Here is a 26,007-nt window from a genome sequence, read left to right on the forward strand (position 1 = left end):
TCTCTCCTTAAGGTTGTAACCAGCTGGCCTGACGTTGTAGCACCGGCAATCGCGAGCGGCGTGCGTCCATATCCGGCAGCGCGGCCAGTAATCCCTGGGTATAAGGATGCTGAGCGTGATCGAGTTGATCGGCGGCCAGCGATTCGACCACGCGGCCGGCATACATCACCAACACGCGATCGCAAAAACGTCGCACCAGATTGAGGTCGTGACTGATAAAGATCAGACCCAGCCCGCGCTGCTGCACCAGTTCATCCAGCAGCGTCAGCACCTGCAAGCGAACGGAAACATCCAGCGCCGAGGTCGGCTCATCGGCAATCAGCAGTTCCGGGTCGGTAATCAGCATCATGGCGATCATCACGCGCTGACCTTGTCCGCCGGAGATCTCATGTGGGTAGCACTGATACACGCGCTTTGGGTCGCGGATCTGCACCACCTCAAGCATCTCTAGCGCCCGCTGGCGTGCCTCCTCACGTTGTCCGGGATGGTGGCTGCGCCAGGCTTCGGCAATTTGTTCGCCTACGCGTACCACCGGGTTCAGCGAGTACTTGGGGTCCTGCATGATCATTGAAATACGCTTGCCGCGTACGGCACGCATCTGTGCAGGGGAAGCCCGCAGCAGATCGACATCAGCAAACTGCATGCGCTGGGCGGTCACTTGCGCGCTGCGCGGATGCAGCTGCAACAGCGCGCGGCCCACCGTGGATTTGCCCGAGCCCGATTCACCAACAATCGCCAGCTTCTCCTTACCCAACTGAAATGAGATGCCGCGCACCGCTGGGGTGATCTGGCGGCCATTGACGAAATTAACCTGAAGATCCTGCACGTCGAGCAGGGGGGCAGCGCTATTCGCTGCGGGGATCGAGGATGTCACGTAAGCCATCTCCTAAGAAGTTAAACGCCAGGCTGTTAATCAGAATCGCTAACCCCGGCACGGTGACCACCCACCAGCACTCCAGCATATAAGTGCGGCCACTGGCGATCATCGCGCCCCATTCCGGATCGGGCGGCTGTGCGCCTAAACCGAGGAAACCCAGACCTGCCGCGGTCAAAATGATGCCCGCCATGTTCATGGTGATACGGATGATCACCGAGGGCAGGCACAGCGGCATAATGTGTTTCCACAGAATGCGCAGGGGAGACGCGCCCTGTAAGCGCACGGCAGAAACAAAGTCTGCCTGCCGCAGTGACAGCGCTTCTGCGCGTGCCAGGCGAGCAATCGGCGGCCAGGCGGTGAGGGTAATCGCCATCACCACATGTTCCAGGCCGGGGCCAAGAGCCGCAACAAACGCCAGTGCCAGCACCAGACTCGGGAATGAGATGAAGATATCGGTGACACGCATTAATACGCTGTCCACTTTGCCGCCAAAGTAGCCGGCGGTGACGCCCAACAGCAGGCCTAATGGCCCGACGGTAATCGACACCAGCATGACGATATACAAGGTAATGCGCGCCCCCCACACCAAACGACTGAAGATATCGCGTCCAAACTCATCGGTGCCAAACCAGTGCTGTGCGTTTGGTGGCGTGAGTGCGTTATTCAAATCCTGAATCAAGGGATGGTAAGGGGCGATCCACGGCGCAAACAGCGCCACGATCAGCAGCAGTAAAATGATGCCTCCGCCGATGGCCGTGAGGGGATTGCAGGCCATTTGCCACAGGAAATGGCCGATACGCGAGAGGGTACGACGACAGCGTGCCACGCGTTCGCGGGTGGTGCTGGCATGAAGCAGGTCGAGAGAGGCAGTCATACTTTGGTCCTCGGATCGAATACCTGATAAAGCAGGTCAGAGAGCAGGTTAAGCAGCACGAAAATCAGGCCGACCACCAATACGCAGCCCATCACCGCATTCATATCGCCGAGCATCAAACTGCCCGTGAGATAAGAGCCAAAGCCAGGCCAGGAGAACACGGTTTCAATCAGCACCGCGCCTTCAAGCAGCGATCCATATGCCAGCGCCACCACCGTCAGCAGCTGCACCAGAATGTTGCGGAAGGCGTGCTGCCAGATCACCTGCCACTCGGTCAGGCCTTTCACTCGCGCAGTCAAAATGAACTCCTGCGACAACTGCGCCAGCATAAAGCTGCGCGTCATACGGCTGATATAGGCGAGTGAATGGAAACCCAGCAGCGAAGCGGGCAGGATCAGATGATTGAGCGCGTTGTTAAACACCGTGATATTGCCCGCCAGCAGCGCATCCACCAGCAGCAGACCAGTGCGGCGCGGCACAATGCCATCCAGACTGAAATCAACCCGACCGGCACCGCCGACCCAACCCAAATGCGCGTAAAACAGCAGTAAACCGATCATGCCGACCCAGAAGATTGGCGTGGAGTAACCGGCCAGACTGATAATGCGCACCAGATAATCCACCAGGCTGTTGCGGCGTGCCGCAGCCCAGACGCCCAGCGGTACACCGAGTCCGGTGCCGAGCACAATCGCCAGCGTGGCGAGTTCCAGGGTGGCAGGGAATACGCGCAGGATATCGTTGACCACCGGCTGCCCGGTGAGCAGCGCCAGGCCCAGATTGCCGTGCAGCAAGCCTTGCAGGTAGATCCAGAACTGCATCCAAAGCGGTTTATCAAAGCCTAACTGGTGATAAACCTGCTGGTAAGTGGCGTGGTCGGCATCTGGCCCGACAATCGCCAGTACCGGGTCGAGCGGCATGACGCGGCCAATAAAGAAGGTCAGCAGCAACAGGCCGAACAGCGTGATGGCGACCTGCAATGCGCGGCTACGCACCCGCCGCCAGTGACGTTTGGTTAAGGTCATTGGACACCTCCGGCCAGGCTGTCTGGCGTTTTCCACACATCACGCAGGAAGGTGGTGGCAGAAGGATGCGGCACATAATCTTGCACGCGATTATTCACCACCACCGAATCGGTCATCTGCGAAATCGGCATCAGTGCGGGGATCAACTGGTCGTAACGCTGTTGAATCGCGACGTAATCCTGCTGCTGTTTGGTGGTGTCTCGCTCCAGCAGCGCCTGATCGATCATCTGATTAAGCTGAGCATCGTAGAAGCCAGTGCGCCAACCCTGGAAGTTGGTGAGTCGGGCGCTGTCAGCATTGTTGGGGTTATACACCAGCGAGCGCAGGCTGGAGTGCGGATGTGGCTCCACACCGCTGCCGCCGCGGCCCACCAGCAGATTGAACTGACGTTCACGCATCGCACCGTAAATCTGGTTGCCGGTGCCGGTGATGATTTTGGCGCGAATCCCTGCCTGCATCAGCGTGGATTGAATGGCAATGGCGATATTGAGGAACGGCTGATCCGCCAGCACGCGCAAGGTGGTGTCGAAGCCATTAGGGTAGCCCGCTGCGGCCAGCAACGCTTTGGCGCGTGGCACATCGAGTCGATAGCCGGGATCGGGCAGTGTCTCAGGCATACCGGATTGAATCGGACGCTGATGCAAGGTGCCATAACCGGCCATCAGCGTTTTATTGATGCCCTGATAATCGACTAAATAGCGCACGGCTTCGCGCACCTGCGGATTGGCGAAATGGTCATCCTTCATGCTCATCGCCAGGTAATAGATCGTGCCTTTCTGCACCGCATCAATGGTGAGATCCGGATCGTGGCGCAGCGCCTGCACATCGGGGATCGCCATGTTACTGGCAATGTCGATATCGCCTTTCTCCATCATCAAGCGCAGGGTTTGTGACTCTTGCAAATGGCGGAACACCACGCGGGTTAATCTGGGAGCGCCACGCCAGTAATTTTCATCCCTGCTCATGCGCAATACATCTTTGGCCTGCCAGACATCAAGACGGAACGGGCCGGAACCGGCTTCGTGCGTGGTCAGCCAGCGGTTGCCCCAGTCATTGTTCACCGCGTTGGCCTGCACCGTTTTGCTGTCCAGCACCACCATGCTGCCAAGTGCGGCCAGGGAATAGATCACCAGTTGCGGATCGTTAGGCTTAGGCAGCTGGATCACCACCGTTCGGGCATCGGGGGCAGTGATCATCTGATCCACGTTGTCTTTACTGAAGCCGTAGGATTTCCACACGGAGGCTTGCGCCAGATTAAGGTGCAACACCCGGCGCATCGACCAAATCACGTCTTCGCTGGTGAGCGGGTTACCGGAATGGAAATGCACGCCGTCGCGCAGATGGAAAGTGAGTCGGCGATGATCGGCGCTGATCTCCCAGCGTTCCGCCAGTGCAGGGCGCACGTGGGTGAGCTGGCGCGGATCCAACTCGACGAGCCCATCATAGAGATTGACTACAATGCCCACCACTTCATTGCCGGTCATCGCGGCGGGGTCCAGCGTCAACAGGTTGTTCATGTTCATGCCCACGATCAGCTGGTCGTCTGGCGTGGCGGCCAGCAGCGACGGGCTACCCGTGAGCAGCAGCAGCGCGGCGCACCACGCTCTGCAATAACGAGAGATGTTCATAAGCAAAGTCCAGCAGGTCAGAGGTTTATAGTTGTTTGCCGTACTGCTTGTGTTCGACGCTTACCAGCGATTGAGCGTATGCGTTTCAATCCAGCTGAAATTAATGTCCTCCCCAAGTCCAGGCCGGGTAGGCAGGTGAACAAAGCCCTGATCGTCCATCGGATCGACCAGACTGTTGAGATAGGCAGGTGGCTGTTCATAATCGAGGAAAGGGTGCAACAACCCCCGTTCGTACCAGCGGCAGTTACGAATCGCGCCCACTACCGCGATGCTGGCCGCGCCGTTGCCGTGCACTTCACAATCCATGCCGAAGGCTTCTGCCAGGCTGGCCACTTTCATGGTGGCAGAAATGCCGCCGACGCCGTTGGCTCCGGCACGCAGGATGTCACAGGCACCTGCACGTACCCAGTCGGCACGACTGTGGTGTTTGCCGCCGAGGCTTTCCGGGCCGAGTACATCGATACTGAGGTTCCTCGCCAGCCAGGCGTAAGAAGCCATACTCTCTTCTTCCATCGGCTCTTCAAACCAGGCGAAGTTGAGCTTTTCCAGCGCCTTCCCGATGGTGAGCGCCTCGCTGCGGCTGTACCAGTGGTAGCCATCAAGCATCAGGGCGATATCCGGGCCCACCGCTTCACGCACCGCCGCGCAGGCCTTGATGTCCATCGTGGTGCTGGGTGCAAAGGAGACCGGCGGCATCCAGGTATGTAACTTGATCGCCTGATAACCTCGCGCCACCAGCTTTTCAGCAAACTGCGCATACTCATCCGGCGTTGAGAGGCCGCCTTCCAGTTCGTCGCCACACATGGTGCTGCCGTAGGCGGGAATTTTTTCGCGATAGCCGCCCAGCAGTTTGTGCACCGGTTGCTTGAGTTTGCGGCCAATCAGATCCCACATCGCCTGTTCGACAGCGGAGAGGGCGCGCTCGGTAAGTTGGTGCGCGCTGCCACGCTGCCAGTGCACCAAATCCTGCCACAGGCGTTCACGATCAAAACCGTTTTGCCCGATCAATACCTTGCGGAAGAAGGCGTTGACCACATGCGGTCGTATGACTTCTGCTGGCGCAAAGGCGTATCCACAATCGCCGTCTTCGCTGGTCAGCGTGAGCAGCGCCATTTGCGCATCGGTTTCTGCACCGGGGTGCGAGTGGCCCGCGCTATCTGATACGCGGCGCGTAGGGTAGGTAAAGAGAGTGACATCAATAGCGCTGATCTTCACGGTAAAACCTCCAGACAGGATTTCCATGCTCAGGGCGAGCGTTAAATTAAAAATAAAACAGCGTTTCAATTCGTAATTTAGCGTTCACAATTTGTTTACGCATTAGCTGAAGTGCGGGAAGAGAGGGCAATTACCTGGGCAGTTGCATGGGCTGCTGTGAGCACTTTCACGAAAGGAGGTCGTTTTGTGAGCGGCTACACAGTAAGAAAAACGGCAAGGGGATGTAAAAAAATGTGTCGCTGGGGCTTTTCATTTCTTTTCAGCCAGGTAATAGTGACGCCGCGAAATTTTAATAATAATCATTATCATTTGTATGGGTAGACAAAATGAAACAATGGCTGTTAGCACTGGGGTTACTGGCTGTAACAGGTTCTGCTTCGGCAAAAATCATCACTGACATCGCCGGGCGTCAGGTTGAAGTCAAAGAAGAATCAAAACGCATCATTCTGGGTGAAGGGCGTCAGATGTATCTGCTGGCGGCATTCGATACCGCCGCGCCTTTCCATCGCGTAGTGGGCTGGCGTGATGATTTCCATAAAGCCGACTACGACGGCTATATGGCGTACGAGAAAAAATATCCTGAGATCAAAAAGCTGCCGACCTTTGGTGGGGCGAAAGATGGCACCTTCAACGTTGAGCAGGCGCTGACGTTAAAGCCCGATCTGGTGCTGATGAACCTCGAGTCAAAAGCCGCCACGGATGAAGGCAAGCTGATTGAGAAGTTGCAGGCGGTGGGCGTGCCGGTGGTGTTTATCGACTTCCGCGAGAAGCCGATGGAGCACGCCGAGAAAAGCATCCGCATCATGGGCGAACTGGTGAATAATCCGCAGCGTGCTGAAGAGATTGTGGCCTTCCGTCGTGCAGAGATTGAAAAGGTGACCGATCGCCTGAAAAACTTCACCGGCACACGTCCAAAAGTGATGATTGACCGTGCAGGCGGCTACACCGACGAATGCTGCATGTCCTTTGGTGATGAAAACTTTGGTCAGATGGTCGAAATCTCCGGCGGGAGCAATATCGCTAAAGATCTCATCCCTGGCACCTTCGGTACGCTAAACCCAGAGCAAATCATTGCCAGCCGCCCGGATGTGGTGGTGGTGACCGGTGCCAACTGGAAGAACTACAACACCGTGGGCAAATGGGTGGGCGTTGGCCCTGGCGCAGACACCAAAGAAGCCACGGCACGTCTGAAGTTGCTGATGATGCGCGATGCGTTTAAAACCCTGCCGGTTGCCCACAACGGCAATGCACACGCCATCTGGCACCAGTTCTACGATAGCCCGTATCAGTTCGTCGCGATTCAGGCATTGGCCAAGTGGCTGCATCCGGATCTGTTCAAAGATCTCGATCCCGACGCCACTTTCCGCGAGTTCCATGAGAAGTTTCTGCCATTGCCTTATCAGCCGGGTTACTGGGTGACATTGCCTGCGGATAAGTCATAACCTTTAGGCTTTTTGCGCTAATAGCGCGCATTACTCTTCATCTTTACTAATATTTTACAGGCGGTTGGCTGCGAATTCGGGGAAGCGAAACGCAGCCATCGCCTGAATAATAAACGTAATAGGGAGAGTGAAATGTTGTATACCTCGGGACGTTCAGCGTTTGCGGTGGGGCTTTACGCTCTGCTGGAACCGCTACCGCTGGGCTTTTTTGTTGCAGCCTGGCTGTTCGATATCATCTATCTGCAAACCTTCGTCATCATGTGGACCAAATCAGCCAGTTGGTTGATTGCTATCGGTCTGGTGCTCGCCATCCTGCCAAGATTAATCAGTCTTGTTTACTTATTTCGCGGCCCTTATCCCAGTGAGAAGACCCATTTCTGGCTGTCACTCCTGGCCATCGTCGTGGCTATCGCAAATGCCTTCATTCACAGTCGTGATGCGTATGCCGTGGTACCGCTAGGGGTAACGCTATCGACTCTGGTGGTGGCACTGCTGTTGCTCGCCAACGTGCAGTTAGCGCTGCGTGGACGCACCACAGCAGGAGGTCGCGCATGAAACAGATTCTGAGTGCAGTGACCCTCGCTATGCTTCTCAGCGCCTGTGATGATGGCGCACTGATCGATCCGCAAAAACAGATTGGCCCCAATCCTGAACTCCCCCAGGCGCAAAACTTCTTCGTACCGCCGATGCAGGTGCCGGAGGGTATCCCATGGAAAGCCGGTGAAATGCCAAAAGTGGCGGACGGGCTGAAGATTGAAAAGATCGCGGATAACTTACAGCATCCACGTCAGGTGCTCGTGCTGCCGAACAATGATGTGCTGGTGGCCGAATCCAACGGCACACCGAAACCCACTACCGCGCCGAAAGATCTCATTACCGGCCTCGTGAAAAATGCTTCGGGCAAAGGCGGGGCCGGTGGCAATCGCATCACGCTGTTGCGTAATGTGAACGGCAAGTGGGAGCAACATCGATTTATCGATAACCTGACCGCGCCGTTTGGCATGCAGCTGGTGGGTAATACGTTGTATGTTGCCAACGCCGATAGCCTGGTGAAATTCCCGTATGAAACCGGACAAACTGAGATTCGTACGCCGCCCGTGGTGGTGACTGAACTGCCCGGCGGGCCGATTAACCATCACTGGACTAAGTCACTGTTGGCCAGCCCCGACGGCAGCAAGTTGTATGTCGGGGTAGGATCGAACAGTAACATTACGGAAAATGGCATTGGTGCCGAATATCGTCGAGCGGCGGTACTCGAAGTCGATGCGGCGAGCGGTGCCAGCCGTATCTATGCCAGTGGGCTGCGCAACCCCACCGGTCTGCAATGGGAGCCGCAAACGGGCAAGCTGTGGGCGATCGTCAATGAACGTGACGAGATTGGCTCGGATCTGGTGCCGGATTATATGACCTCGGTGCAGGACAAAGGCTTCTACGGCTGGCCGTACAGCTATTATGGCCAACATGTCGATGTGCGGGCGCAGCCACAGCGGCCTGACTTAGTAGAAAAAGCCATCAAGCCAGATTACGCGCTCAGTTCACACGTGGCACCGCTCGGCCTGCTGTTCTATGGCGCTGACAACATGCCGCAGTATCGTGGTGGGGCGTTTATTAGTGAGCACGGCAGCTGGAACCGCACGCCGTTGAATGGCTATCAGGTGGTGTGGGTGAAATTCGAAAACGGCAAACCGGTTGGGCAGCCACAGCCGGTGGTCACGGGATTCCTGACCGATGACCAGAAAAAGGTACGGGGCTTACCGGTGGGACTGGCATCAGATCAGCAGGGCGGTGTGCTGATCGCGGATGATGCCGGTAATGCTATTTGGCGTATCAGCTCTGCCAACTGATTTCTGCAGGCAATAAAAAAGGATTTGGCTTGATAGCCAAATCCTTTTTTTATGTTCGCTAACCGGCTGGTAACCGCGCTGCGAACGGGGTGCTCAGCACTCCTCACAAAGCAAATCATAAAATGTGCGGGGGAATATTTCAAGTTTCGCAAAAGTACTGTATGGTTATACAGGTGTTGAGTGGCGAGCGCAGTCTCATTGTTTTCTGATGACTCCCAGGGGCGCGGATTGTCAAATCCCGGCAGGTTTCAGGTGGTGCTGGCCTGTGGCTTCCACAATGAGTGGCGCTCAGCACTCCTCACAATTGTGCTTAGGCCATCGGCGGGTGGAGTCAAAGCCCCGGTAGCCGAAAGACGCGCTCCTGTCAGAGGAGAAGGAAAGTGATGGAACTTGTTCGATTGCTCCTGGACCTGGTCCGGGTCGTCCTGCAAATCATCGTTGCCCTTTTGCAACTGACCGGTCAGGCGCACTGACCGGAACTTGAAACAAGGCGGAGCTTACCCCTCCGCCTTTTTTCGTTAGTTTCACCAGGTGATTTTTTCTCAATGCCTGTAGTTACCTTCCGGCACTAAATTCTCTTTGCCATTCAGTGAAAATGTGATTATCAGCTTAGCTAACTTATGTTATGAATTTAGTCTTAGAAAAATATAATCAGGTAAAGGTTTTATGTCGTCGCAAAAATTGTCCAACAGCGTTCAACGCATTCATTCATCTGCCATTCGTGATTTATTGAAACACAGCAAAATGGAAGGGGTGATCTCACTCGGTGGCGGCATCCCTAATCCGGATCTGTTTGATACCGAAGGCCTGCAGATTGCGATGGATCGTGCGTTATCGCAGGATGGCCACAACGCGTTTCAGTATGGCTTGAGTGAAGGGGATCCGCTGTTACGTGAAGCGATCTGCCGCATTTCAGCCGACCGCGGTATTGATTGCACGCCGGACGACGTTGTAATCACCTCTGGCTCACAGCAATCACTGGATATTCTCGCCCGTGCCTTGATCAACCCAGGCGACATTGTGGTCGTTGAGCGTCCAACTTATCTCGCCGCATTGCAGGTTTTCCAGCTGGCTGAAGCGCAGTTCAAATCTGTAGGTACTGACGGCGAAGGCATGATTGTCGATGAGCTGGAAGAGTTGGTTAAACAGACGCCCATTAAAGCCGTCTATATTGTACCGACCTTTGGCAACCCAAGCGGCGTCACCTTATCTGATGCGCGTCGTCAGCAGTTAGTCGCGCTGTCGAAACAGTATGACTTCCTGATTTTTGAAGACGATCCCTACAGCGAAATTAACTTCACCAACCAGACTTTCCGCCCGCTGAAATCCCACGCGCAAGCCATGGGTGCCAGCGAGAATGTCATTTATACCTCGACCTTCTCTAAAATCCTGGCACCGGGCGCACGCGTTGGTTGGATCACCATGCCGGGCTGGTTGAAGTCATCGGTGGTGAACCTGAAGCAGGCAACGGATCTGCACACCAGTTCATTGTCGCAGTCTATGACGCGTCATTATCTGGAAACGGGGCGTTTACCGGAGCAGATTAAATTGATCCGTGCGGCCTACAAACAGAAGTGTGATGCGCTGTGTACGGCCCTGGAGACAGAGCTGGGCGACCGACTGCACTTCTATCGTCCGCTGGGCGGGATGTTCCTGTGGGCAACCTTCAAAGAAGCGTTCAACACCACAGAATGGCTGAAAACCACCCTGAGCAACGGCGTGGTCTATGTGCCGGGTGAGTTCTTCTACTGTGATAATCCGAATACTTCAACGCTGCGTATTTCGTATGCCTCGGTATCAGAAACCAATCTGGCCGTAGCAGCACAGCGTTTGAAAGCCTCATTACCGCAGTAAGCGTTCTGAAAGAGCCCTTTGCTGAAAGGGCTCATCCTAGCCGTTGGCACTGTCCAGCGGCCAGGATTCAAACAGATAACCATCAAAATCGATGTCATCGACATCTGAAAACTCCAGCAGTCGCTGCTTCACATTCTCCAGATGCTGCCACATGGCTTGCTTGGCGGCGCGCGCGTCTTTCTTGATCAGCGTGGCGAGGATCTTCTTGTGATCGTCGAGCCATTGTTTGCGGTAATCGTTATTCACCAGATGTCGATGTAGCTGACTCCACATCACGTTATCTTCACGCCACTGCCAGGATTGTTTAAACAGCTCGACCAACATGCTGTTATGGGTCGCTTCCGCAATCGCTAAATGGAAATTACGGTCGCCATTCTCGCTTTCGTTGACCGCACCAGAAGCCAGCTCTTTCTCTTCCAGTTCCAGCGCCTGACGCATCTTGATGATGTCTTCACGCGTGGCCTGAAGGGCGGCAAACTCCGCGATGTTACTCTCCAGAAGCTGACGCGCCTGCAGCATCTCAAACGGGCCGGCATCATTACAGGCGGCTTGAGCCGTCGCGCGCGGTGCGGGGCTGTCGTTTACCACGTAGATCCCGGCGCCACGACGTACCTCGATCAAACCCTCCAGCTCCAACATGATCAGTGCTTCACGCACCAGCGTGCGGGTCACATCCAGCAAGGCAGCCAGTTCACGCTCAGGTGGCAACCGTTCACCCACGGCGTACTGCTTTTGCGTAATCATGTTACGCAACATTTCCCCTACTTCCTGATAAGGGCGCTGTGCTGATGCTTGTGTTTTCATGAGCTCTTTTCTGCTGATTAAGAAGTTTACGACCACCGACGCTGCCATCATTTGCGCCCTGCACTATAGCACAGGGCGTGATTTTCACTTCGGATTGAGGGTGAAGTAGCGCTGTGCGTTATTGAAGCAAATATCTTGCAGCATGCTGCCGAGCACCGCTTCATCGTGCGGCACAATCCCTTCCTGCACCCATTGGGCAAGCAGATTGCACAGAATACGACGGAAGTATTCATGGCGCGTATAGGAGAGGAAGCTGCGTGAATCCGTCAACATGCCGACGAACTGGCTGAGCAGGCCGATCTGTGAGAGTTGCTCCAGCTGACGCAACATGCCATCGCGTTGATCGTTGAACCACCAGCCAGACCCAAATTGCACTTTGCCCGCAATCCCTGTGCCCTGGAAGTTACCTGCCATCGTGGCCAGCACTTCGTTGTCGCGTGGATTGAGACAATAGAGAATGGTTTTAGGCAGTTGATCGTTGATATCCATCGCATCAAGCAGGCGCGAGAGCGGCAAAGCAATATTGTTATCACCAATCGAATCAAAACCGCTGTCAGCACCCAGCAAGCGGAACAGCCGAGTGCTGTTGTTGCGGATGGCGCCGATATGTAGCTGCATCACCCAATCACGTTTCGCATATTCAGCGCCGAGCCACACCAGCACTGCGCTGCTAAACTGGGCGATCTCCAGCTCGCTGAGCGTGTCGCCGTTGCGGCGCTTAGACAGAATGGCGTCCAGCACGTTGTCATCCGGAACCGGGGCGAAGCGCAGCACTTCAATACCGTGATCTGATGCCCGGCAGCCGTGGGCGGAGAAGTGATCTAAGCGGCGCAGCAGGGCGGTGCGTAGTGCATCAAAGCTATTGATTGCGACATCCGCAGCCGATTCCAGGCAACTCAAATAGTCAACAAAGCCATCCAGCTCAATCTTAAATACCTTGTCCGGACGCCAGCTCGGCGCAACATCGATGTCAATGCTGCTATCTTCAGCAATCTGACGGTGATACAGCAGGGAGTCAATCGGATCATCTGTGGTACCCACCATGCGCACCTTCATCTGGCGCATAATGCCGCGCGCGGAAAACGCAGGCGTTGCCAGCTTCTCGGCACACTCATCCCACACGCGTTGCGCGGTGTCGGGTCCAAACAGCGTATCGGTGATGCCAAACGGGCGGCGCAGTTCCAGATGGGTCCAATGATACAGCGGGTTACCGAGAGTCTTTGGCACGGTGTGTGCCCAGGCGAGATATTTGTCGTAGTCGCTGATGGTTTTACCGGTGATCAGCGATTCATCCACGCCCGCCGCACGCAGCGCACGCCATTTGTAGTGATCGCCTTCCAGCCAAATCTGTCCGAGGTTGGCGAATTGACGATCTTCGGCGATCTCCTGCGGATTAAGATGGCAGTGATAATCGTAGATCGGCATATCTGCGGCAAAGTCATGGTACAAACGACGAGCAACATCGCTTTGCAGCAGGAAATCGTCATCCATAAAGTGCTTCATTTCGGCTCCTGATTCAGGGATGTAACGGTGGCGCGGGCACCATACTGGCAAAGTTGTGCGTACACCTGTTGTAGGGTACTGACGAATCCTGCATTGGCGGGCAGGTCGTCACCAAAAATGGTTTTCAAGGCGAGCAGGGCGCTAACGCGCGCATCGCCTTCTGGCGTGTGCTGGTTAATGTCATGCAAGGTGGCATGTAATGGGTCAACCACATCAAATGGCTCACCACGCTCATCCTGCCCAAGCACGTAACGCATCCATCCGGCAATTCCCAGGGCCAGGTGGCGATAGTCACTGCCATGCTGCAGGTGATAGCGCACAGAATCCAGCCAGCGCTGCGGCAGCTTCTGACTGCCATCCATCGCAATCTGTTGCGTCCGGTGGCGCAGTGAAGGGTTGCTAAAGCGTTCGATCAGCTGATGGGCATAGGCTTGCAGATCAATTCCGTCTGGCATCGATAGCGTGGGCACCTGCTCCTGCAGCATTAATGCTAATGCCGCCTGACGATAGGCCGGAAGTTGCATGGTGTCGGCAATGGTCTCGCAGTTGCCCAGATAACCGAGGTAGGCGAGAAACGAGTGGCTGCCGTTGAGCATGCGCAGTTTCATCATTTCGAAGGGCGCAACGTCCGCCACAAACTGTGCGCCAACGCGATCCCAGTCAGGACGACCGTTGACGAAATCATCTTCGATCACCCACTGACGAAACGGCTCGCACGCTACGCCGCAGGGATCGTCAACGCCCAGTAGCGCGCGAATTTCCTGCTGCGTTTCGTCGGTCACCGCCGGCACGATGCGGTCAACCATACTGCTGGGAAAGGTAACGTTCTCACCAATCCACTTCGCCAGCTCCGCATCGCGCAACTTAGCAAAGCCCACCACAGCAGCGCGGGCAACATGGCCGTTATCGCGCAGGTTGTCACAGGACAGCACGGTAAACGGTCCTACGCCGCGTTCACGACGCACACGCAACGCTTCTACGATAAAACCAATCGCGGACTTTGGTGTGGCGGGATGCGCAAGATCATGCTGAATCAGCGGGTTGTCAGCATCCAACTCTCCGTTGGCACCTTGGGTGCAGTAACCTTTCTCAGTCACCGTTAATGAGACGATAGCGGTTTCCGGGCGAGCCAGCGCGTCGATGATGCTATCATGCCCATCCAGTGCCGGATGTAACGCCTCTTTGATGGCGGCCACGATATGAACTTGGTTCTGTAGGGCGCCTTTTTCCGTCACGCTGTAGAGCAGATCTTGCTGGCGCAGTTGCTCCACCAACAGTTTACCGCTTGCCGACATCAGGTTGACCTCACAGATACCCCAGTCACTGTCGCTGATTTCAAGCAGATGATGCAGATAGAGCGCCTGATGCGCGCGATGAAATGCGCCACAGCCAATATGTACGATACGCGGTACCAGACGTTGGTGATTCCAGGCGGGGCGGTTCACTTTTAGTTCGCCACTGGCAAGGTTATGTTCCATGTAAACTCCATTCGACCCGATGCGCATAAATGCGCACCCTACATCGGACCGTTGCATTTTGGGGAGAGGCCCCATACACCCACCGATGGATTTTGGGGTGGATGCCCCACACAGCGTGCCGATGGATTGTAGGGTCGCCATTGATGGCGACCACAACGGCGCTAAATTTTTAGAAATAAGCGCGGTGAATTGCTAACTCCACGCCGCGAATCTCTGCCAACCCTTTTAGGCGACCAATCGCCGAATAGCCGGGGTTGGTTTTCTTTCTTAAATCATCGAGCATCTGGTGACCATGATCCGGGCGCATCGGAATCAAATCTTCCTGACCGGCCGTTTTACGGCGATGTTCTTCTTCAGCAATCGCCTTAATCACCGCGAACATGTCGACATCGCCACCCAAATGCGCCGCTTCGTGGAAAGTATTTGGATTCTCTTCGCGTTTGGTTGACCGCAGGTGGGCAAAGTAAATACGTGGACCGAAACGTTTCACCATGCCGGCGAGGTCGTTTTCAGCTAATACGCCATAAGACCCTGTACACATGGTGAAGCCATTTGCCGTGCTCGGTACGGTATCGATCATCCACTGCAAGTCTTCCGCGTTGGAAACGATGCGCGGCAGACCCAGAATTGGACGCGGTGGATCATCCGGATGCACCGCCATACGAATGCCGGCCTCTTCTGCCACCGGAATAATCGCGCGCAAGAAGGTGGCGAAGTTTTCACGTAACTCAGCTTTGCCGATACCGTCATAACGGGCCAATTGCGCACGGAACTGATCCAGCGTGTAACCCTCTTCGGCACCCGGTAAGCCAGCGATGATATTGCGCGTCAGGCGGGTTTTGTGCTCTTCACTCATGGTGGCGAAACGGTCAGCCGCCTGAGCAATTTCCGTGGCGGTGTAATCGTTTTCTGCCCCCGGACGCTGCAGGAGGTGCAGTTCAAATACGGCAAATTCAATCTGATCGAAACGCAGCGCTTTTGCGCCATCAGGTAACAGATATTCGAGGTCAGTGCGGGTCCAGTCGAGGATCGGCATAAAGTTGTAGCAGACGGTTTTAATACCGCATTGCGCCAGATTTCGCAGCGACTGCTGGTAATGACGGATCCACTTCTCACACTCACCGCTGCCGGTTTTGATCTCTTCGTGAATCGGCACGCTTTCAACCACTGACCACACCAGACCCGCCGCTTCCACGATGGCTTTGCGCTGCATAATTTCGTCTACCGACCACACTTCACCATTCGGAATGTGGTGCAGGGCAGTGACGATGCCGGTCGCGCCAGCCTGTCGTGCATCAGCAAGGGAAACGGGGTCATTCGGGCCATACCAGCGCCAGGTCTGCTTCATGTTGTTACCTCATTTGGGTCCTGAAGATGCAACTCAAGACTATTCTTATATTGGTTGACCTATTTATCGGTTAGCGCATCGCTCATGGTTAAGATTGCGCTATCAGGGCCTAAAATTCGGCTCTTTGACGGCTCATGTCAACCTCACAAGCCATTTTGGTTAACCAGATCACAATTGCGGCATCTGACGGGCGACCAGCTTAAGCATCTGTGGTTCACTCCTGGCGGATGGTTAGAGATGACTCACTGAAGTCGCTCCTCAACAACAAGCAACAATTCCTGGGCGGCAGCCAACGATATTTCCGGTTTATCGCTTGCCCGCGCATTCACCACAGGATTTGTAAGCTCATGATGTTAATAAAGAATGGAGAACCAGATGAACCGCAGTTTGAATCCAGGGATCGCTGCCGCTGGCAGCAAACGCACCTTCCGCAATTTGCGCTGGTGGGTATTGGTGTTGTTCTTAGCGGGTGTCACTGTCAACTACATCACCCGTAACTCATTGGGCATTCTGGCGCCTGAGCTGAAAACCAGCCTTGGCATCACCACTGAACAATATTCATGGATCGTCGGTGCTTTTCAGCTGGCGTATACCTTCTTCCAACCGATTTGTGGCTGGCTGATTGATGTGATCGGCCTTAAGGTCGGCTTTCTGATTTGTGCCTCAGTCTGGGCTGTTGCCTGTCTGTTCCATGCAGGTGCGGCGAGCTGGGTGCATCTGGCCATTCTGCGTTTTGTGATGGGTGGAGCGGAAGCTGCTGCCACGCCGGCCAACGCCAAGGTATTAGGTGAATGGTTCCCGAAAAAAGAGCGCCCGGTTGCGGCGGGATGGGCAGGCGTGGGTTTCTCGATTGGCGCCATGCTGGCACCACCGATCATTTACTTCGCTCATGCTTCTTTTGGCTGGCAGGGCGCGTTCCTGTTTACCGGTTGTCTGGCGCTGGCGTGGGTGGTGCTGTGGTGGCTGCTGTATCGCGATCCTGAAATTCATCCCAATCTGTCTGCATCGGAACTGGAATTTATTCGTCAGGATAATGAACCGCCTGCCGTCAAACTCCCTTTCTTCAAAGCACTGAAGAGCGTCTCGAAAAATAAACGTTTTTACGGTATCGCCATTCCTGCCTTTATGGCTGAACCGGCGTGGGGTGTGCTCAGTTTCTGGGTGCCGCTTTATCTGGCTAAAGATCTCGGCATGGATCTTAAGCAGATCGCCATGTTCGCCTGGATGCCATTCCTGGCGGCAGACCTCGGCAGCGTCGCCAGTGGCTATCTGACACGTCTCTACACTCGGCTGTTTGGTTTAAGACTGGTCAACTCGGTGGTGGCCAGCTCGGTCACCGGCGCCTTCCTGATGCTTTCACTTGCGCTAGTGGCGCTGACCAAAGATCCGTATGTGGCGATTGCGCTGATTTCGATTGGGGGCTTCGGGCACCAGATCATCTCCTGCATGCTTAGCGCGCTGGTGGTGGAGAAGTTTGATAAAGGCCAGATGGCCACCGTCAACGGCATGCGCGGGTCTTTCGCGTGGATCTCCAGCTTCCTGTTCTCGCTGGTGATTGGCGTCACCGCCGACAAAATTGGCTTTAACCCGTTATTTGTCGCCATGGGCTTCTTCGACCTGATTGGCGCGGTCTTCCTGATTGCATTTATCGCTGAACGTCGCGCCCAGCGCGCCTGAATAAAGTAGGTAACAATGAAAACCTTAAAAAATTGGTCACTCACTCATTCTGATCAACACCATGTTGCGTTAACCGTCGATAGGAAATACACGCTGAACCTCTTCGTGCTGGAATCCGGCATGTTCCGTGTTTCGATTAAACGCCAGAGCGGCTATGCACTGGACCGCACCTGGAGCATAGCGCCAGACAGCGACGTGCCGTGGGAAGGGCGTCCGCGTGACAGCCTGACGGGCTTTACCCTGCCAGGATTCACCCTTGAAGAAGAGGGCGACACACTGGTGGTCTCCACCGATGTGTTGCGCGTGATTGTGCATCAGCCGCTGGCGCTGGAGTGGCAACATCGTGATAGCGCCGGAACCTGGCAATTGCTGACTTGTGACCGCCCAACCAGCGCTTACCAGATCAACGCGCACGGTGATGGTGTGGCGCACTACCAGCGCCGTATGAACGATGATGCCTATTATGGTTTGGGCGAGAAAACCGGTGATCTTCAACGCAATGGCAAGCGCTATGAGATGCGTAACCTGGATGCGATGGGTTATAACGCTTCATCGACCGATCCGCTGTATAAGCACGTGCCGTTTACCATTACACGTCGCAGCGATGTGAGCTTTGGCCTCTACTACGATAACCTCAGCAGTAGCTGGTTTGATCTCGGTAATGAGCTGGATAACTATCATCTTCCTTATCGTCGCTGGCAGGCGGAAAGCGGTGATATTGACTACTACCTGTTTGTTGGCAGCAAAGTGCTGGATGTCACCAAGGCCTTTGTGCGCCTGACCGGTAAAACGCTGTTTGGCCCGAAATGGAGCCTCGGTTACAGCGGTTCAACCATGCATTACACCGATGCGCCGGATGCGCAAAATCAGCTGATGAACTTCATCCGTCTGTGCGAAGATCACGACATTCCGTGCGATTCGTTCCAGCTGTCTTCGGGATACACCTCGATCAACAACAAGCGCTACGTGTTCAACTGGAACTACGACAAAGTGCCGCAGCCGGAAGTGATGAGTCAGGCATTCCACGATGCCGGCTTGCGTCTGGCCGCCAACATCAAACCGTGCTTGTTGCAGGACCATCCGCGCTACGAAGAAGTCGCGGCGCAAGGCTTGTTTATCCGTGATTCTGAAGAGGATGCGCCAGAGCGCTCGGTGTTCTGGGACGACGAAGGTTCGCACCTTGATTTCACTCATCCACAAGCGGTGGCATGGTGGCAGGAGAACGTCACACAACAGTTGCTTGCGAAGGGCATCGATTCGACCTGGAATGACAACAACGAATATGAAGTGTGGGATGGCGAAGCGCGTTGCCATGGCTTTGGTAAGCCGATCGCCATCAAGCATATTCGCCCGGTGATGCCGCTGCTGATGATGCGCGCCTCGATGGAAGCGCAGCAGCGTTTCGCGCCGGAAAAACGTCCGTTCCTGATTTCACGTTCTGGCTGTGCCGGGATGCAACGTTACGTGCAGACATGGAGCGGCGATAACCGCACCAACTGGACTTCACTGCGCTACAACATTCGCATGGGCCTCGGGATGAGCTTATCGGGTCTGTACAACGTCGGGCACGATGTGGGTGGCTTCTCAGGTGATAAGCCGGACGCCGAACTGTTTGTGCGCTGGGTACAAAACGGCGTGATGCACCCGCGTTTCACTGTTCACTCGTGGAATGACGATCACACGGTGAATGAGCCGTGGATGTATCCGTCGGTTACGCCTGCGATTCGTGCTGCGATTGAACTGCGTTATCGCTTGCTGCCGTATCTCTATACCTTACTGTGGCAAGCGCACGCGGATGATGAGCCGATGCTGCGCCCGACGTTCCTCGATCATGAGCATGACGCGCAGACCTTTGCCGAGTGCGATGAGTTTATGCTGGGCCGGGATGTATTAGTGGCGAGTGTGGTTGAAGCGGGTCAGCGTGAACGCACTCTGTGGCTGCCGGATAACCAAACCGGCTGGTATGACTTTGCGACACAGCAGTGGTACAGCGGTGGTCAATCGATCACGCTGCCTGCACCGCTGGAAACCCAGCCAATGCTGGTCCGCGCCGGTGCGGCCTTGCCACTGAGCCAGCGTCTGCGTCATGTTGATGCGCAAGCAGATGACCGCCGGACGCTGCAGCTTTATCCATTACAGGGTAAAGGCGTGAGCAATGGACTGGTGTTCGAAGATGACGGTGAGTCCTGGGGTTATCAGCAGGGTAATGCGCTGTGGCTAAACTGGGAAATGCGCAGCGATGCCGAGGCGATTCATCTTAGCTTCCAGCGCAAAGGCGATTATCAGCCGGCATGGAAATCGCTTCAGATTGCCTTACCAGCTGGAGAATTGCGCCAGCTTTATATTGATGGTGTAGCGGTTGCTGCGTCAGATGCGCAAGCAGTGCTGGCAGAGATAGCGAGTCACTAAGCGTCTTTGTTCAGTGAGGAGTGTGCAGCCATGCACATTCCTCACACTTTCAGGGTCCTGCCTTAGCTGCGTGCCCCGGGAATAACACGCAACAACATCATCAGTTCGTTATTCATGAACAGCACTTCAAACTCCTGACGACTCAAGGAAACTCCTCTTTTCATTGGTCCAATATTTTTCATTCAGCTCATATTAGCCAACGAAAAATCGAGCATTACCTTTGAATTAATCAATCAACCCCTTCGCCCGCGCCAGTAAAAACGCGGTCACTGAAGTGGCATCGGTGACTTTGCCTTCCAGCACCAGTTGCAGAAACTCACTGATCTTCATTTTGCGTGCGGTGAGCCCGACTTCCTCGGCATCCAGATTTTGCCCCTGGTAGCGTAATTCGCTGGCGAGATAGATGTGATAGCCTTGCGCGGAGTAGCCCTGCGCCAGTTTTTGATAGCCCACGTATTGCCAGCGATCGGCAATCAATCCCGTCTCTTCCTGTAGTTCGCCTGCGGCGAGCGGTTCCGGTGAAGCATCGGGATTCAGCTCCCAACTGCCTTGTGGCAACTCAATAGTGCGTTCACTTACCGGGTAACGATACTGCTCAACCACAAAAATGCTGTCCTGCTCCACCGGCAGAATCACCACGAAGTCATCCTTTTCAATCACCGAATAGATACCTTCGCTACCGTCAGCTCGTTGAATTTTATCTTCTTTGAGTGTCATCCAGCGATTGCGATAGATCTCTGTCGATGCAAGGGTATGAATTTCAGGTTTCAAATGGGGCCTCCAGGAAATGAATCAGTGAGTCACCGATTTAAGCCTAAAACTGTGTTGTGGTGACAGGTAACTTATCTGTTTTTTCCATCGCGTGTTTTAAAGCATTCAGGAATACCGTTACACGTGCGGGTAATTGCCGTGTGGTCGGGAACAGGGCCCAAACGCCGAGCATTTGCGGTTGGGCATCCAGCAACTCAATGGCGACCAGATCGCCCGCGGTCAGCTCTTCACGGATATCCCACTCTGATAACTGGGCGATGCCACTGCCTGCCATGCACAGGGTGCGCACTCCCTCCACGTTACTGCCACTGAAACGGCCTTCCACGCTCAGGCTGGAAATATGCCCGTCAATGATAAAGCTCCATTGCACTACGCCGGAAAGTCGCAGGCAGTTGTGATCATGTAAGTCGTTTAATGTCTGAGGCGTGCCAAAGCGTTGAAGATAACCGGGTGAAGCACACAGCATACGCGGATTGTCAGCAAGACGGTGAGCCACTAAACGGGAGTCACGCAGCGGCGCAATGCGAATGGCGACATCGTAACCCAAACCCACAAGGTCTGTGACGTCATCGCTTAGTTGAAACTCAATGCGCAATTCTGGATTAGCCTCCATCAGGGCAGGCAACAGCGGAATAATGGTGCGGCGACCAAATCCCGATGGCGCTGTAATCCGCAGTTGTCCGGTCGCACCTTGCTGGTGTGGAGAAAAGAGATTGCGTGCGCTCTGCTCAGTTTCCGCCAGCGATTTCGCATAGGGCAGAAACTCTTCTCCCTCCACGGTCAGCGCGATGGCGCGGGTGGTACGGTGCATCAGACGCACGCCAAGATCTTCCTCCAGCGAAGCCAGCCGACGCGACACCGTCATCGGCGTCGCATTCAGCCGCCGTGCCGCCTGCGTCAGGCTACGCGTTTGCGACACCATCAGGAAAACCTCAATATCTTTGGAGTTCATTTTAACGATTTCCGTTATACAGACGTATCATCTTCGGTCATTTTTACCGCTAAAGCGACACACTATAATGCGCTCTGACGATAATCAGGGAATATGAAGTAGCTAATGGCCGATAAACACTTATTTCAGAGCGGTACCTTAAATCGAATCGCACTGAAAAATCGCATCATGGTGGCTCCCATGACACGAATCTCCGCCACGGTGGATGGCGTACCGGGTGAGCGCATGAAGCATTACTATGAACGTTTCGCGCGCGGTGGTTTTGGCACCATTATTACGGAAGGGCTGTATATCGATGAAGCCTGGTCGCAGACGTATGCCTTCCAGGCAGGCCTGGTCAATAACCGACAGGTTGCCGGCTGGCGTGCCATCACTGAGGGTGTACACCAGCATGGGGGCAGGATCATTGCGCAACTGATGCATGCCGGGGCGATTTCTCAGGGCAATATCTACCGTAACGACACGCTCGCGCCTTCGGTGGTGCAACCGCGTGGTGAGCAACTGGGTTTTTATCATGGACATGGCGATTACGCGGTGCCTGGAGAAATGAGTGAGGATCAGATTCAGGCGGTTATTCAAAGCTTTGCCGAAACTGCTGCGCGCGCGATTGGTGTAGCCGGTTTTGATGGTATCGAAATTCACGGCGCGAATGGCTATCTGCTCGATCAATTCTTCACGGATTACACCAATCAGCGTCACGATCGATGGGGCGGTGATATCGCTGCTCGCCTGTCACTGACCCTGGCGGTGATCCGCGCGGTACGCCAGCGTCTTGGCCACGATGTCACTTTAGGTGTGCGTATTTCACAAGGCAAAGTGAATGATTTCCATCATAAGTGGCAGGAAGGGGAAGCGGGCGCAAAACAGGTGTTCTCTCTGTTGGCTGAGTCAGGTATTGATTACCTGCATCTCACCGAATACGACGCACTGCAGCCAGCATTTCCTGGCAATACGCTTTCGCTGGTGCAGATTGCGCGTGAGGTGGCGCCGAGCCTGACGATTGTGGCCAATGGTTCGCTGTCAGATAGCGGCAGCGCGTCTCAGGCGCTGGAGCAGGGCGCTGATTATGTCGCGTTGGGTAAAAGCGCGCTGGCGAACCCTGACTGGCCGATGCGTATCCGAGATGCAGCGCCATTGCGTGAGTTTGATAAAAATCTGTTAGCCCCTTCCGCTGATGTGAAGGATTGCGAGTTGGGGTAATGATTTAACTGCGGTAAAAGAGGGTAATAAGCACGGGTGTAATGTACGCCCCGTGCTTGCCATTACTGTTTGAACGCCCAACCCAGTTTGCCATCTTCAGAAATCAGCTTGTCCAATTTCTTTTCGTTCACTTTTTTCATTGCGCCGAGCTTTTCAGCGGTCAGCGCACCGCTATCGCTTTGCGCAATCACCGTGTCCCTGGGAATATCCGTGATTTTTTCGGCAATGGCACTCACTGCTTTGCCATAGCCTTTGCGGTCATGCAGATCGAAAGATTTTAGCGGGAGCACGGTTTCCAGCCACTTTCCCCAATAGAACTCCAGGAACGGCGGGGGATTGTCCTCTTTCTCAAAGCCGATATCGCGCACGAAGTAGACCATCGAGCGATACTCATCATCCTGCATATGCTTGCGGCCCAACACTTTTGGCAGCGCATCCGGCTTGATCTTGCCTTTCGGGGTATCCAGCCAGACCAGATGCGCAGCTTCCATCTGTTGCCAAAAAGCACTCATGGTTTTCAGGCTGCGGAAGTCATTGGTGATACGCACCTGGACATGGGTTTTTAAACCACCGATGTCGGCGAAGTTACTGAAAGTATGGTGACCATCGGTGAGATACAGTGCGTTATCCGGGGCGATGACGGCGGTCTTCATCGGTCCGGGTTGCGCACCCACGGGCGCTTTACAGGTAAAGCTGTCCGGATCGGAGATGCGTGATTTACTGCTGAATTTATCCACGCCTTTCTGTCCCATGCTCTCGCAGAAATCATCGAACAGCTTTTTGGGATCGGCTTGATAGCGATGCAGTTTGTAATCCAACTGGCGATAGCCAATGGCTGCCTGTGTAGGATGCAGTTGCGACAATTGCACCTGCACAATATCGCCCGCTTTAATATCAGCGGGCAGTGCAGCAGATGCCTGTCCAGCTGACCATAAAAGTGCCAGCAGTGACCACGGTGATTTCATTCCCTTTCCCTATTCGCCCTCAACTGGGGCGCTACGATAGCATTTCTGTCATCTTGCCGCTTTAGTGTTGTGCTTCGAAGTTGTCATGAAACAACTCGTTATCCAGACATCTGACCACATTGGAGCTTGCTATGGCACTTGCCGCTGTTCAACCGGCTAAACTGCAACACACGATCATCGATCCTAGCGTGCGTATGCGCGAAACCCACATTGGTCAGCAATGTGAAATTCTTGCAGAAAGTTATCTTGAATATAGCGAACTGGGTGATTTCTCTTACCTCGGCGAGCACTGCTGCGTTGCTGATGCACAGATTGGGCGCTTTACCGCGATTGCCAATCAGGTACGCATTGGTGCGCCTAACCATCCGATGGATCGCGCTTCCCAGCATCGTTTTACTTATTGCCCGGAATATTATGATCCTCAGGCGCAGCGCGATGCGGGTTTCTTTGCCGACCGCCGCGATGATCGTGTGATCATTGGCAATGATGTGTGGATTGGTCACGGAGTGATTGTACTACCGGGCGTCACAGTCGGTGATGGCGCGGTATTGGCTGCTGGCGCGGTTGTTACCAAAGATGTGGCACCTTACACCATTGTCGGCGGCGTCCCTGCGAAAGTTATCCGTGGACGCTTCACGCCCGAAATCGCAACGCAGTTACAGGCGATTGCCTGGTGGAACTGGCCGCTGGAGAAGTTGATGGCGCATCTGGCTGATTTCCAATCGCCGGATATCGCCGCCTTCTGCCAGCGGCACGCGGTGTAAAAACTACAACGCCTGTGGTGCTGCCACGGCTGGATCATCGGCCTGCAGGCGTTTTTCCGGTTGCAACAGCGTCATCGCCAGCATACTGCCAAACGCGATGCAGGCGGTGACGGTAAACATTGCGTTGTACCCGTAATATTCCGCCAGCCAGCCGGACAGCATCGGAGAGATAATAGAAGCGATGTTGGCGATCGCCAGCGTCATCCCACTGTAAGCGCCCACTGATGCTTTCGGCGTCACATCAATCACGACTGACCAATAGACGTTATTCACCAGCGCGTTGAGGGCGTTACCCAGCGTCATCAGTGCGATAATGCCTGCCGCTGACCCCACCCATGGAATGGCCATAAAACAGCACGCAGTGGCGCATAACGTGACTGAAGCGAAGACATTTCTCGCCAGGCGTAAATTGTTAAAACGCGCCAACAGGCGGTCGGCAATACGACCACCGAGCAGCACAGTAAAGCAGGCACCGCTCCATGGAATCATCGCCACATACCATAGCGAGTGGAGATCGTAGTGGAAGTTATCCTGCAGATACTTCGGCAGCCAGGTGACCAGCGTGAAGGTGATATAGAGGAAGCTGAAGTAGCCGAGTGCGTTGCACACCAGGGTACGGCTGGTGAAGAAACGCCACCATGGCAGCGCGCCGTCATGCTGGCTTTCTCGCTTTTGCCCATTGATGATCAGCTGACGTTCCGCCGCATTGGCGCGGGGATGCAGCAGCGGTGTGTCGGTAAAGTTGCGTGCGAAAAGTAACATCGCCAGCAGCGAGAAGGCACCGAGCAGGATAAACATCATGCGCCAGTCGTCGGTTAACAGCAGCAAGCCCACGGCAATCGGCGCGGTCAGCAGTGAACCCACCTGAGTACTGAGCAAGCCGATGCTCAGCGCAAAACCTCGTTCATTATCCGGGGCCCAATGGGCGATGGTTTTGTTCATCAACGCATAGGCCGGACCTTCTGAAAAACCAAACAGGATGCGCAACGCGGCAAATCCCATAATGGCCGAACCACCAAACAGCGCCATGCCGACTTCACCGGCCCACGCGGTGGCAATTTCCAGCAGTGACCACAAGATACCCGCCATCAACCACACTTTCTTGGTGCCAAGCCTGTCAGCCAGGAAGCCGCCGCACAGCGAGCCGAACAGGTAGCCAAAACCAAAATAGCCCAATACCGCACCCAATTGTACTTTGGTGAAGTGAAACTCTTGGGAGATGGCGTTAGCAGCAAACGAGAGTGCGCCGCGATCAACGTAGTTGATCAGCGCGATGAGAAACAGCAGAGAAAAAATAGTGTAGCGAGTAGAGGATGCTTGCATAGCGCGACTCCTGAAAAAGAACACAGGAATCATTAAGCAAAGCTGATGCCAAAGTAG

The 26,007-nt window shown here is 54.8% G+C and carries 21 protein-coding genes; 8 read left to right on the forward strand and 13 right to left on the reverse strand.

Features of this window, described 5'->3' with window-relative positions; translation table 11 throughout:
* Positions 1 to 7 precede the first annotated feature (7 nt).
* From ACXI0A_RS11090 to ACXI0A_RS11110, 5 genes are all read right to left on the reverse strand, one after another.
* On the reverse strand, positions 8 to 874 hold the full coding sequence (locus tag ACXI0A_RS11090; RefSeq protein ID WP_476148867.1) for an ATP-binding cassette domain-containing protein: 867 nt from the start codon (positions 872 to 874) through the stop codon (positions 8 to 10).
* A complete protein-coding gene (locus tag ACXI0A_RS11095; protein WP_414004072.1) occupies positions 846 to 1,652 on the reverse strand; it encodes an ABC transporter permease in 807 nt (268 codons plus the stop codon). The genes ACXI0A_RS11090 and ACXI0A_RS11095 overlap by 29 nt, the downstream gene beginning before the upstream one ends.
* A 95-nt stretch (positions 1,653 to 1,747) precedes the next feature.
* Positions 1,748 to 2,773 (reverse strand): ABC transporter permease subunit, encoded by a 1,026-nt coding sequence (locus tag ACXI0A_RS11100; protein ID WP_476148865.1) that lies wholly within the window; start codon positions 2,771 to 2,773, stop codon positions 1,748 to 1,750.
* Positions 2,770 to 4,296 (reverse strand): ABC transporter substrate-binding protein, encoded by a 1,527-nt coding sequence (locus tag ACXI0A_RS11105; protein WP_476151071.1) that lies wholly within the window; start codon positions 4,294 to 4,296, stop codon positions 2,770 to 2,772. The genes ACXI0A_RS11100 and ACXI0A_RS11105 overlap by 4 nt, the downstream gene beginning before the upstream one ends.
* A gap of 165 nt (positions 4,297 to 4,461) precedes the next feature.
* Complete coding sequence (locus tag ACXI0A_RS11110) at positions 4,462 to 5,643, reverse strand: enolase C-terminal domain-like protein (RefSeq protein ID WP_476148863.1); 1,182 nt, start codon at positions 5,641 to 5,643, stop codon at positions 4,462 to 4,464.
* Between the two features lie 299 nt (positions 5,644 to 5,942).
* Between ACXI0A_RS11110 and ACXI0A_RS11115 the strand changes: the two genes are divergently transcribed.
* From ACXI0A_RS11115 to ACXI0A_RS11130, 4 genes are all read left to right on the forward strand, one after another.
* On the forward strand, positions 5,943 to 7,058 hold the full coding sequence (locus tag ACXI0A_RS11115; RefSeq protein ID WP_224928542.1) for an ABC transporter substrate-binding protein: 1,116 nt from the start codon (positions 5,943 to 5,945) through the stop codon (positions 7,056 to 7,058).
* Between the two features lie 132 nt (positions 7,059 to 7,190).
* Positions 7,191 to 7,613 (forward strand): DUF2231 domain-containing protein, encoded by a 423-nt coding sequence (locus ACXI0A_RS11120; RefSeq protein WP_182057278.1) that lies wholly within the window; start codon positions 7,191 to 7,193, stop codon positions 7,611 to 7,613.
* Complete coding sequence (locus tag ACXI0A_RS11125) at positions 7,610 to 8,902, forward strand: PQQ-dependent sugar dehydrogenase (RefSeq protein ID WP_476148861.1); 1,293 nt, start codon at positions 7,610 to 7,612, stop codon at positions 8,900 to 8,902. Before ACXI0A_RS11120 ends, ACXI0A_RS11125 begins: the two co-directional genes overlap by 4 nt.
* A 666-nt stretch (positions 8,903 to 9,568) precedes the next feature.
* Positions 9,569 to 10,756 (forward strand): aminotransferase class I/II-fold pyridoxal phosphate-dependent enzyme, encoded by a 1,188-nt coding sequence (locus ACXI0A_RS11130; RefSeq protein WP_476148859.1) that lies wholly within the window; start codon positions 9,569 to 9,571, stop codon positions 10,754 to 10,756.
* A gap of 36 nt (positions 10,757 to 10,792) precedes the next feature.
* Here ACXI0A_RS11130 and uxuR read toward each other — a convergent pair whose 3' ends face one another.
* The 4 genes from uxuR to uxuA form a co-directional block, all read right to left on the reverse strand.
* The gene (gene uxuR / locus ACXI0A_RS11135) at positions 10,793 to 11,560 is read right to left on the reverse strand and encodes a Uxu operon transcriptional regulator (RefSeq protein WP_224928533.1); all 768 of its coding nucleotides are present in this window, start codon (positions 11,558 to 11,560) and stop codon (positions 10,793 to 10,795) included.
* Positions 11,561 to 11,644: 84 nt separating this feature from the next.
* Positions 11,645 to 13,063, reverse strand: coding sequence for a glucuronate isomerase (gene uxaC / locus ACXI0A_RS11140; RefSeq protein ID WP_476148857.1), 1,419 nt, complete (start codon positions 13,061 to 13,063; stop codon positions 11,645 to 11,647).
* Positions 13,060 to 14,541, reverse strand: coding sequence for a fructuronate reductase (locus ACXI0A_RS11145; protein ID WP_476148855.1), 1,482 nt, complete (start codon positions 14,539 to 14,541; stop codon positions 13,060 to 13,062). Before ACXI0A_RS11145 ends, uxaC begins: the two co-directional genes overlap by 4 nt.
* A gap of 169 nt (positions 14,542 to 14,710) precedes the next feature.
* Complete coding sequence (gene uxuA / locus ACXI0A_RS11150) at positions 14,711 to 15,889, reverse strand: mannonate dehydratase (protein WP_476148853.1); 1,179 nt, start codon at positions 15,887 to 15,889, stop codon at positions 14,711 to 14,713.
* A 375-nt stretch (positions 15,890 to 16,264) separates the two neighbouring features.
* Between uxuA and ACXI0A_RS11155 the strand changes: the two genes are divergently transcribed.
* Positions 16,265 to 17,566, forward strand: coding sequence for an MFS transporter (locus tag ACXI0A_RS11155; RefSeq protein ID WP_224928521.1), 1,302 nt, complete (start codon positions 16,265 to 16,267; stop codon positions 17,564 to 17,566).
* Positions 17,567 to 17,581: 15 nt separating this feature from the next.
* Complete coding sequence (locus tag ACXI0A_RS11160; protein ID WP_476148850.1) at positions 17,582 to 19,975, forward strand: TIM-barrel domain-containing protein; 2,394 nt, start codon at positions 17,582 to 17,584, stop codon at positions 19,973 to 19,975.
* Between the two features lie 225 nt (positions 19,976 to 20,200).
* Here ACXI0A_RS11160 and ACXI0A_RS11165 read toward each other — a convergent pair whose 3' ends face one another.
* Both ACXI0A_RS11165 and ACXI0A_RS11170 read right to left on the reverse strand, forming a co-directional pair.
* Positions 20,201 to 20,746 carry an ADP-ribose pyrophosphatase gene (locus ACXI0A_RS11165; RefSeq protein ID WP_476148848.1) on the reverse strand — a complete coding sequence of 182 codons (546 nt, stop codon included), beginning with the start codon at positions 20,744 to 20,746 and terminating at the stop codon, positions 20,201 to 20,203.
* 43 nt (positions 20,747 to 20,789) lie between these two features.
* Complete coding sequence (locus ACXI0A_RS11170; protein WP_224928512.1) at positions 20,790 to 21,698, reverse strand: LysR family transcriptional regulator; 909 nt, start codon at positions 21,696 to 21,698, stop codon at positions 20,790 to 20,792.
* 105 nt (positions 21,699 to 21,803) lie between these two features.
* Here ACXI0A_RS11170 and ACXI0A_RS11175 point away from each other — a divergent pair, with 105 nt between their 5' ends.
* Complete coding sequence (locus ACXI0A_RS11175; protein ID WP_476148846.1) at positions 21,804 to 22,898, forward strand: oxidoreductase; 1,095 nt, start codon at positions 21,804 to 21,806, stop codon at positions 22,896 to 22,898.
* Positions 22,899 to 22,960: 62 nt separating this feature from the next.
* Here the strand turns inward: ACXI0A_RS11175 and ACXI0A_RS11180 are convergent, their stop codons facing one another.
* The gene (locus ACXI0A_RS11180; protein ID WP_224928505.1) at positions 22,961 to 23,863 is read right to left on the reverse strand and encodes a ParB/Srx family N-terminal domain-containing protein; all 903 of its coding nucleotides are present in this window, start codon (positions 23,861 to 23,863) and stop codon (positions 22,961 to 22,963) included.
* Positions 23,864 to 23,994: 131 nt separating this feature from the next.
* Between ACXI0A_RS11180 and ACXI0A_RS11185 the strand changes: the two genes are divergently transcribed.
* Positions 23,995 to 24,627, forward strand: coding sequence for a DapH/DapD/GlmU-related protein (locus ACXI0A_RS11185; protein ID WP_224928503.1), 633 nt, complete (start codon positions 23,995 to 23,997; stop codon positions 24,625 to 24,627).
* 3 nt (positions 24,628 to 24,630) lie between these two features.
* On the opposite strand, the gene ACXI0A_RS11190 is transcribed toward ACXI0A_RS11185, so the two are convergent.
* Positions 24,631 to 25,950, reverse strand: a complete 1,320-nt coding sequence (locus tag ACXI0A_RS11190; RefSeq protein WP_224928500.1) for an MFS transporter — start codon at positions 25,948 to 25,950, stop codon at positions 24,631 to 24,633.
* Positions 25,951 to 26,007: the final 57 nt, after the last annotated feature.

Source organism: Pantoea sp. C1E2 (assembly GCF_056491465.1).

What these genes read in the sequence shown, in the direction of transcription:
- ACXI0A_RS11095 (WP_414004072.1), bottom strand. Translation starts at nt 1,652, where the DNA reads ATGGCCTGCAATCCCCTCACGGCCATCGGCGGAGGCATCATTTTACTG.
- ACXI0A_RS11100 (WP_476148865.1), bottom strand. Translation starts at nt 2,773, where the DNA reads ATGACCTTAACCAAACGTCACTGGCGGCGGGTGCGTAGCCGCGCATTG.
- ACXI0A_RS11105 (WP_476151071.1), bottom strand. Translation starts at nt 4,296, where the DNA reads ATGAACATGAACAACCTGTTGACGCTGGACCCCGCCGCGATGACCGGC.
- ACXI0A_RS11110 (WP_476148863.1), bottom strand. Translation starts at nt 5,643, where the DNA reads ATGGAAATCCTGTCTGGAGGTTTTACCGTGAAGATCAGCGCTATTGAT.
- ACXI0A_RS11115 (WP_224928542.1), top strand. Translation starts at nt 5,943, where the DNA reads ATGAAACAATGGCTGTTAGCACTGGGGTTACTGGCTGTAACAGGTTCT.
- ACXI0A_RS11120 (WP_182057278.1), top strand. Translation starts at nt 7,191, where the DNA reads ATGTTGTATACCTCGGGACGTTCAGCGTTTGCGGTGGGGCTTTACGCT.
- ACXI0A_RS11125 (WP_476148861.1), top strand. Translation starts at nt 7,610, where the DNA reads ATGAAACAGATTCTGAGTGCAGTGACCCTCGCTATGCTTCTCAGCGCC.
- ACXI0A_RS11130 (WP_476148859.1), top strand. Translation starts at nt 9,569, where the DNA reads ATGTCGTCGCAAAAATTGTCCAACAGCGTTCAACGCATTCATTCATCT.
- uxuR (WP_224928533.1), bottom strand. Translation starts at nt 11,560, where the DNA reads ATGAAAACACAAGCATCAGCACAGCGCCCTTATCAGGAAGTAGGGGAA.
- uxaC (WP_476148857.1), bottom strand. Translation starts at nt 13,063, where the DNA reads ATGAAGCACTTTATGGATGACGATTTCCTGCTGCAAAGCGATGTTGCT.
- ACXI0A_RS11145 (WP_476148855.1), bottom strand. Translation starts at nt 14,541, where the DNA reads ATGGAACATAACCTTGCCAGTGGCGAACTAAAAGTGAACCGCCCCGCC.
- uxuA (WP_476148853.1), bottom strand. Translation starts at nt 15,889, where the DNA reads ATGAAGCAGACCTGGCGCTGGTATGGCCCGAATGACCCCGTTTCCCTT.
- ACXI0A_RS11155 (WP_224928521.1), top strand. Translation starts at nt 16,265, where the DNA reads ATGAACCGCAGTTTGAATCCAGGGATCGCTGCCGCTGGCAGCAAACGC.
- ACXI0A_RS11160 (WP_476148850.1), top strand. Translation starts at nt 17,582, where the DNA reads ATGAAAACCTTAAAAAATTGGTCACTCACTCATTCTGATCAACACCAT.
- ACXI0A_RS11170 (WP_224928512.1), bottom strand. Translation starts at nt 21,698, where the DNA reads ATGAACTCCAAAGATATTGAGGTTTTCCTGATGGTGTCGCAAACGCGT.
- ACXI0A_RS11175 (WP_476148846.1), top strand. Translation starts at nt 21,804, where the DNA reads ATGGCCGATAAACACTTATTTCAGAGCGGTACCTTAAATCGAATCGCA.
- ACXI0A_RS11180 (WP_224928505.1), bottom strand. Translation starts at nt 23,863, where the DNA reads ATGAAATCACCGTGGTCACTGCTGGCACTTTTATGGTCAGCTGGACAG.
- ACXI0A_RS11185 (WP_224928503.1), top strand. Translation starts at nt 23,995, where the DNA reads ATGGCACTTGCCGCTGTTCAACCGGCTAAACTGCAACACACGATCATC.
- ACXI0A_RS11190 (WP_224928500.1), bottom strand. Translation starts at nt 25,950, where the DNA reads ATGCAAGCATCCTCTACTCGCTACACTATTTTTTCTCTGCTGTTTCTC.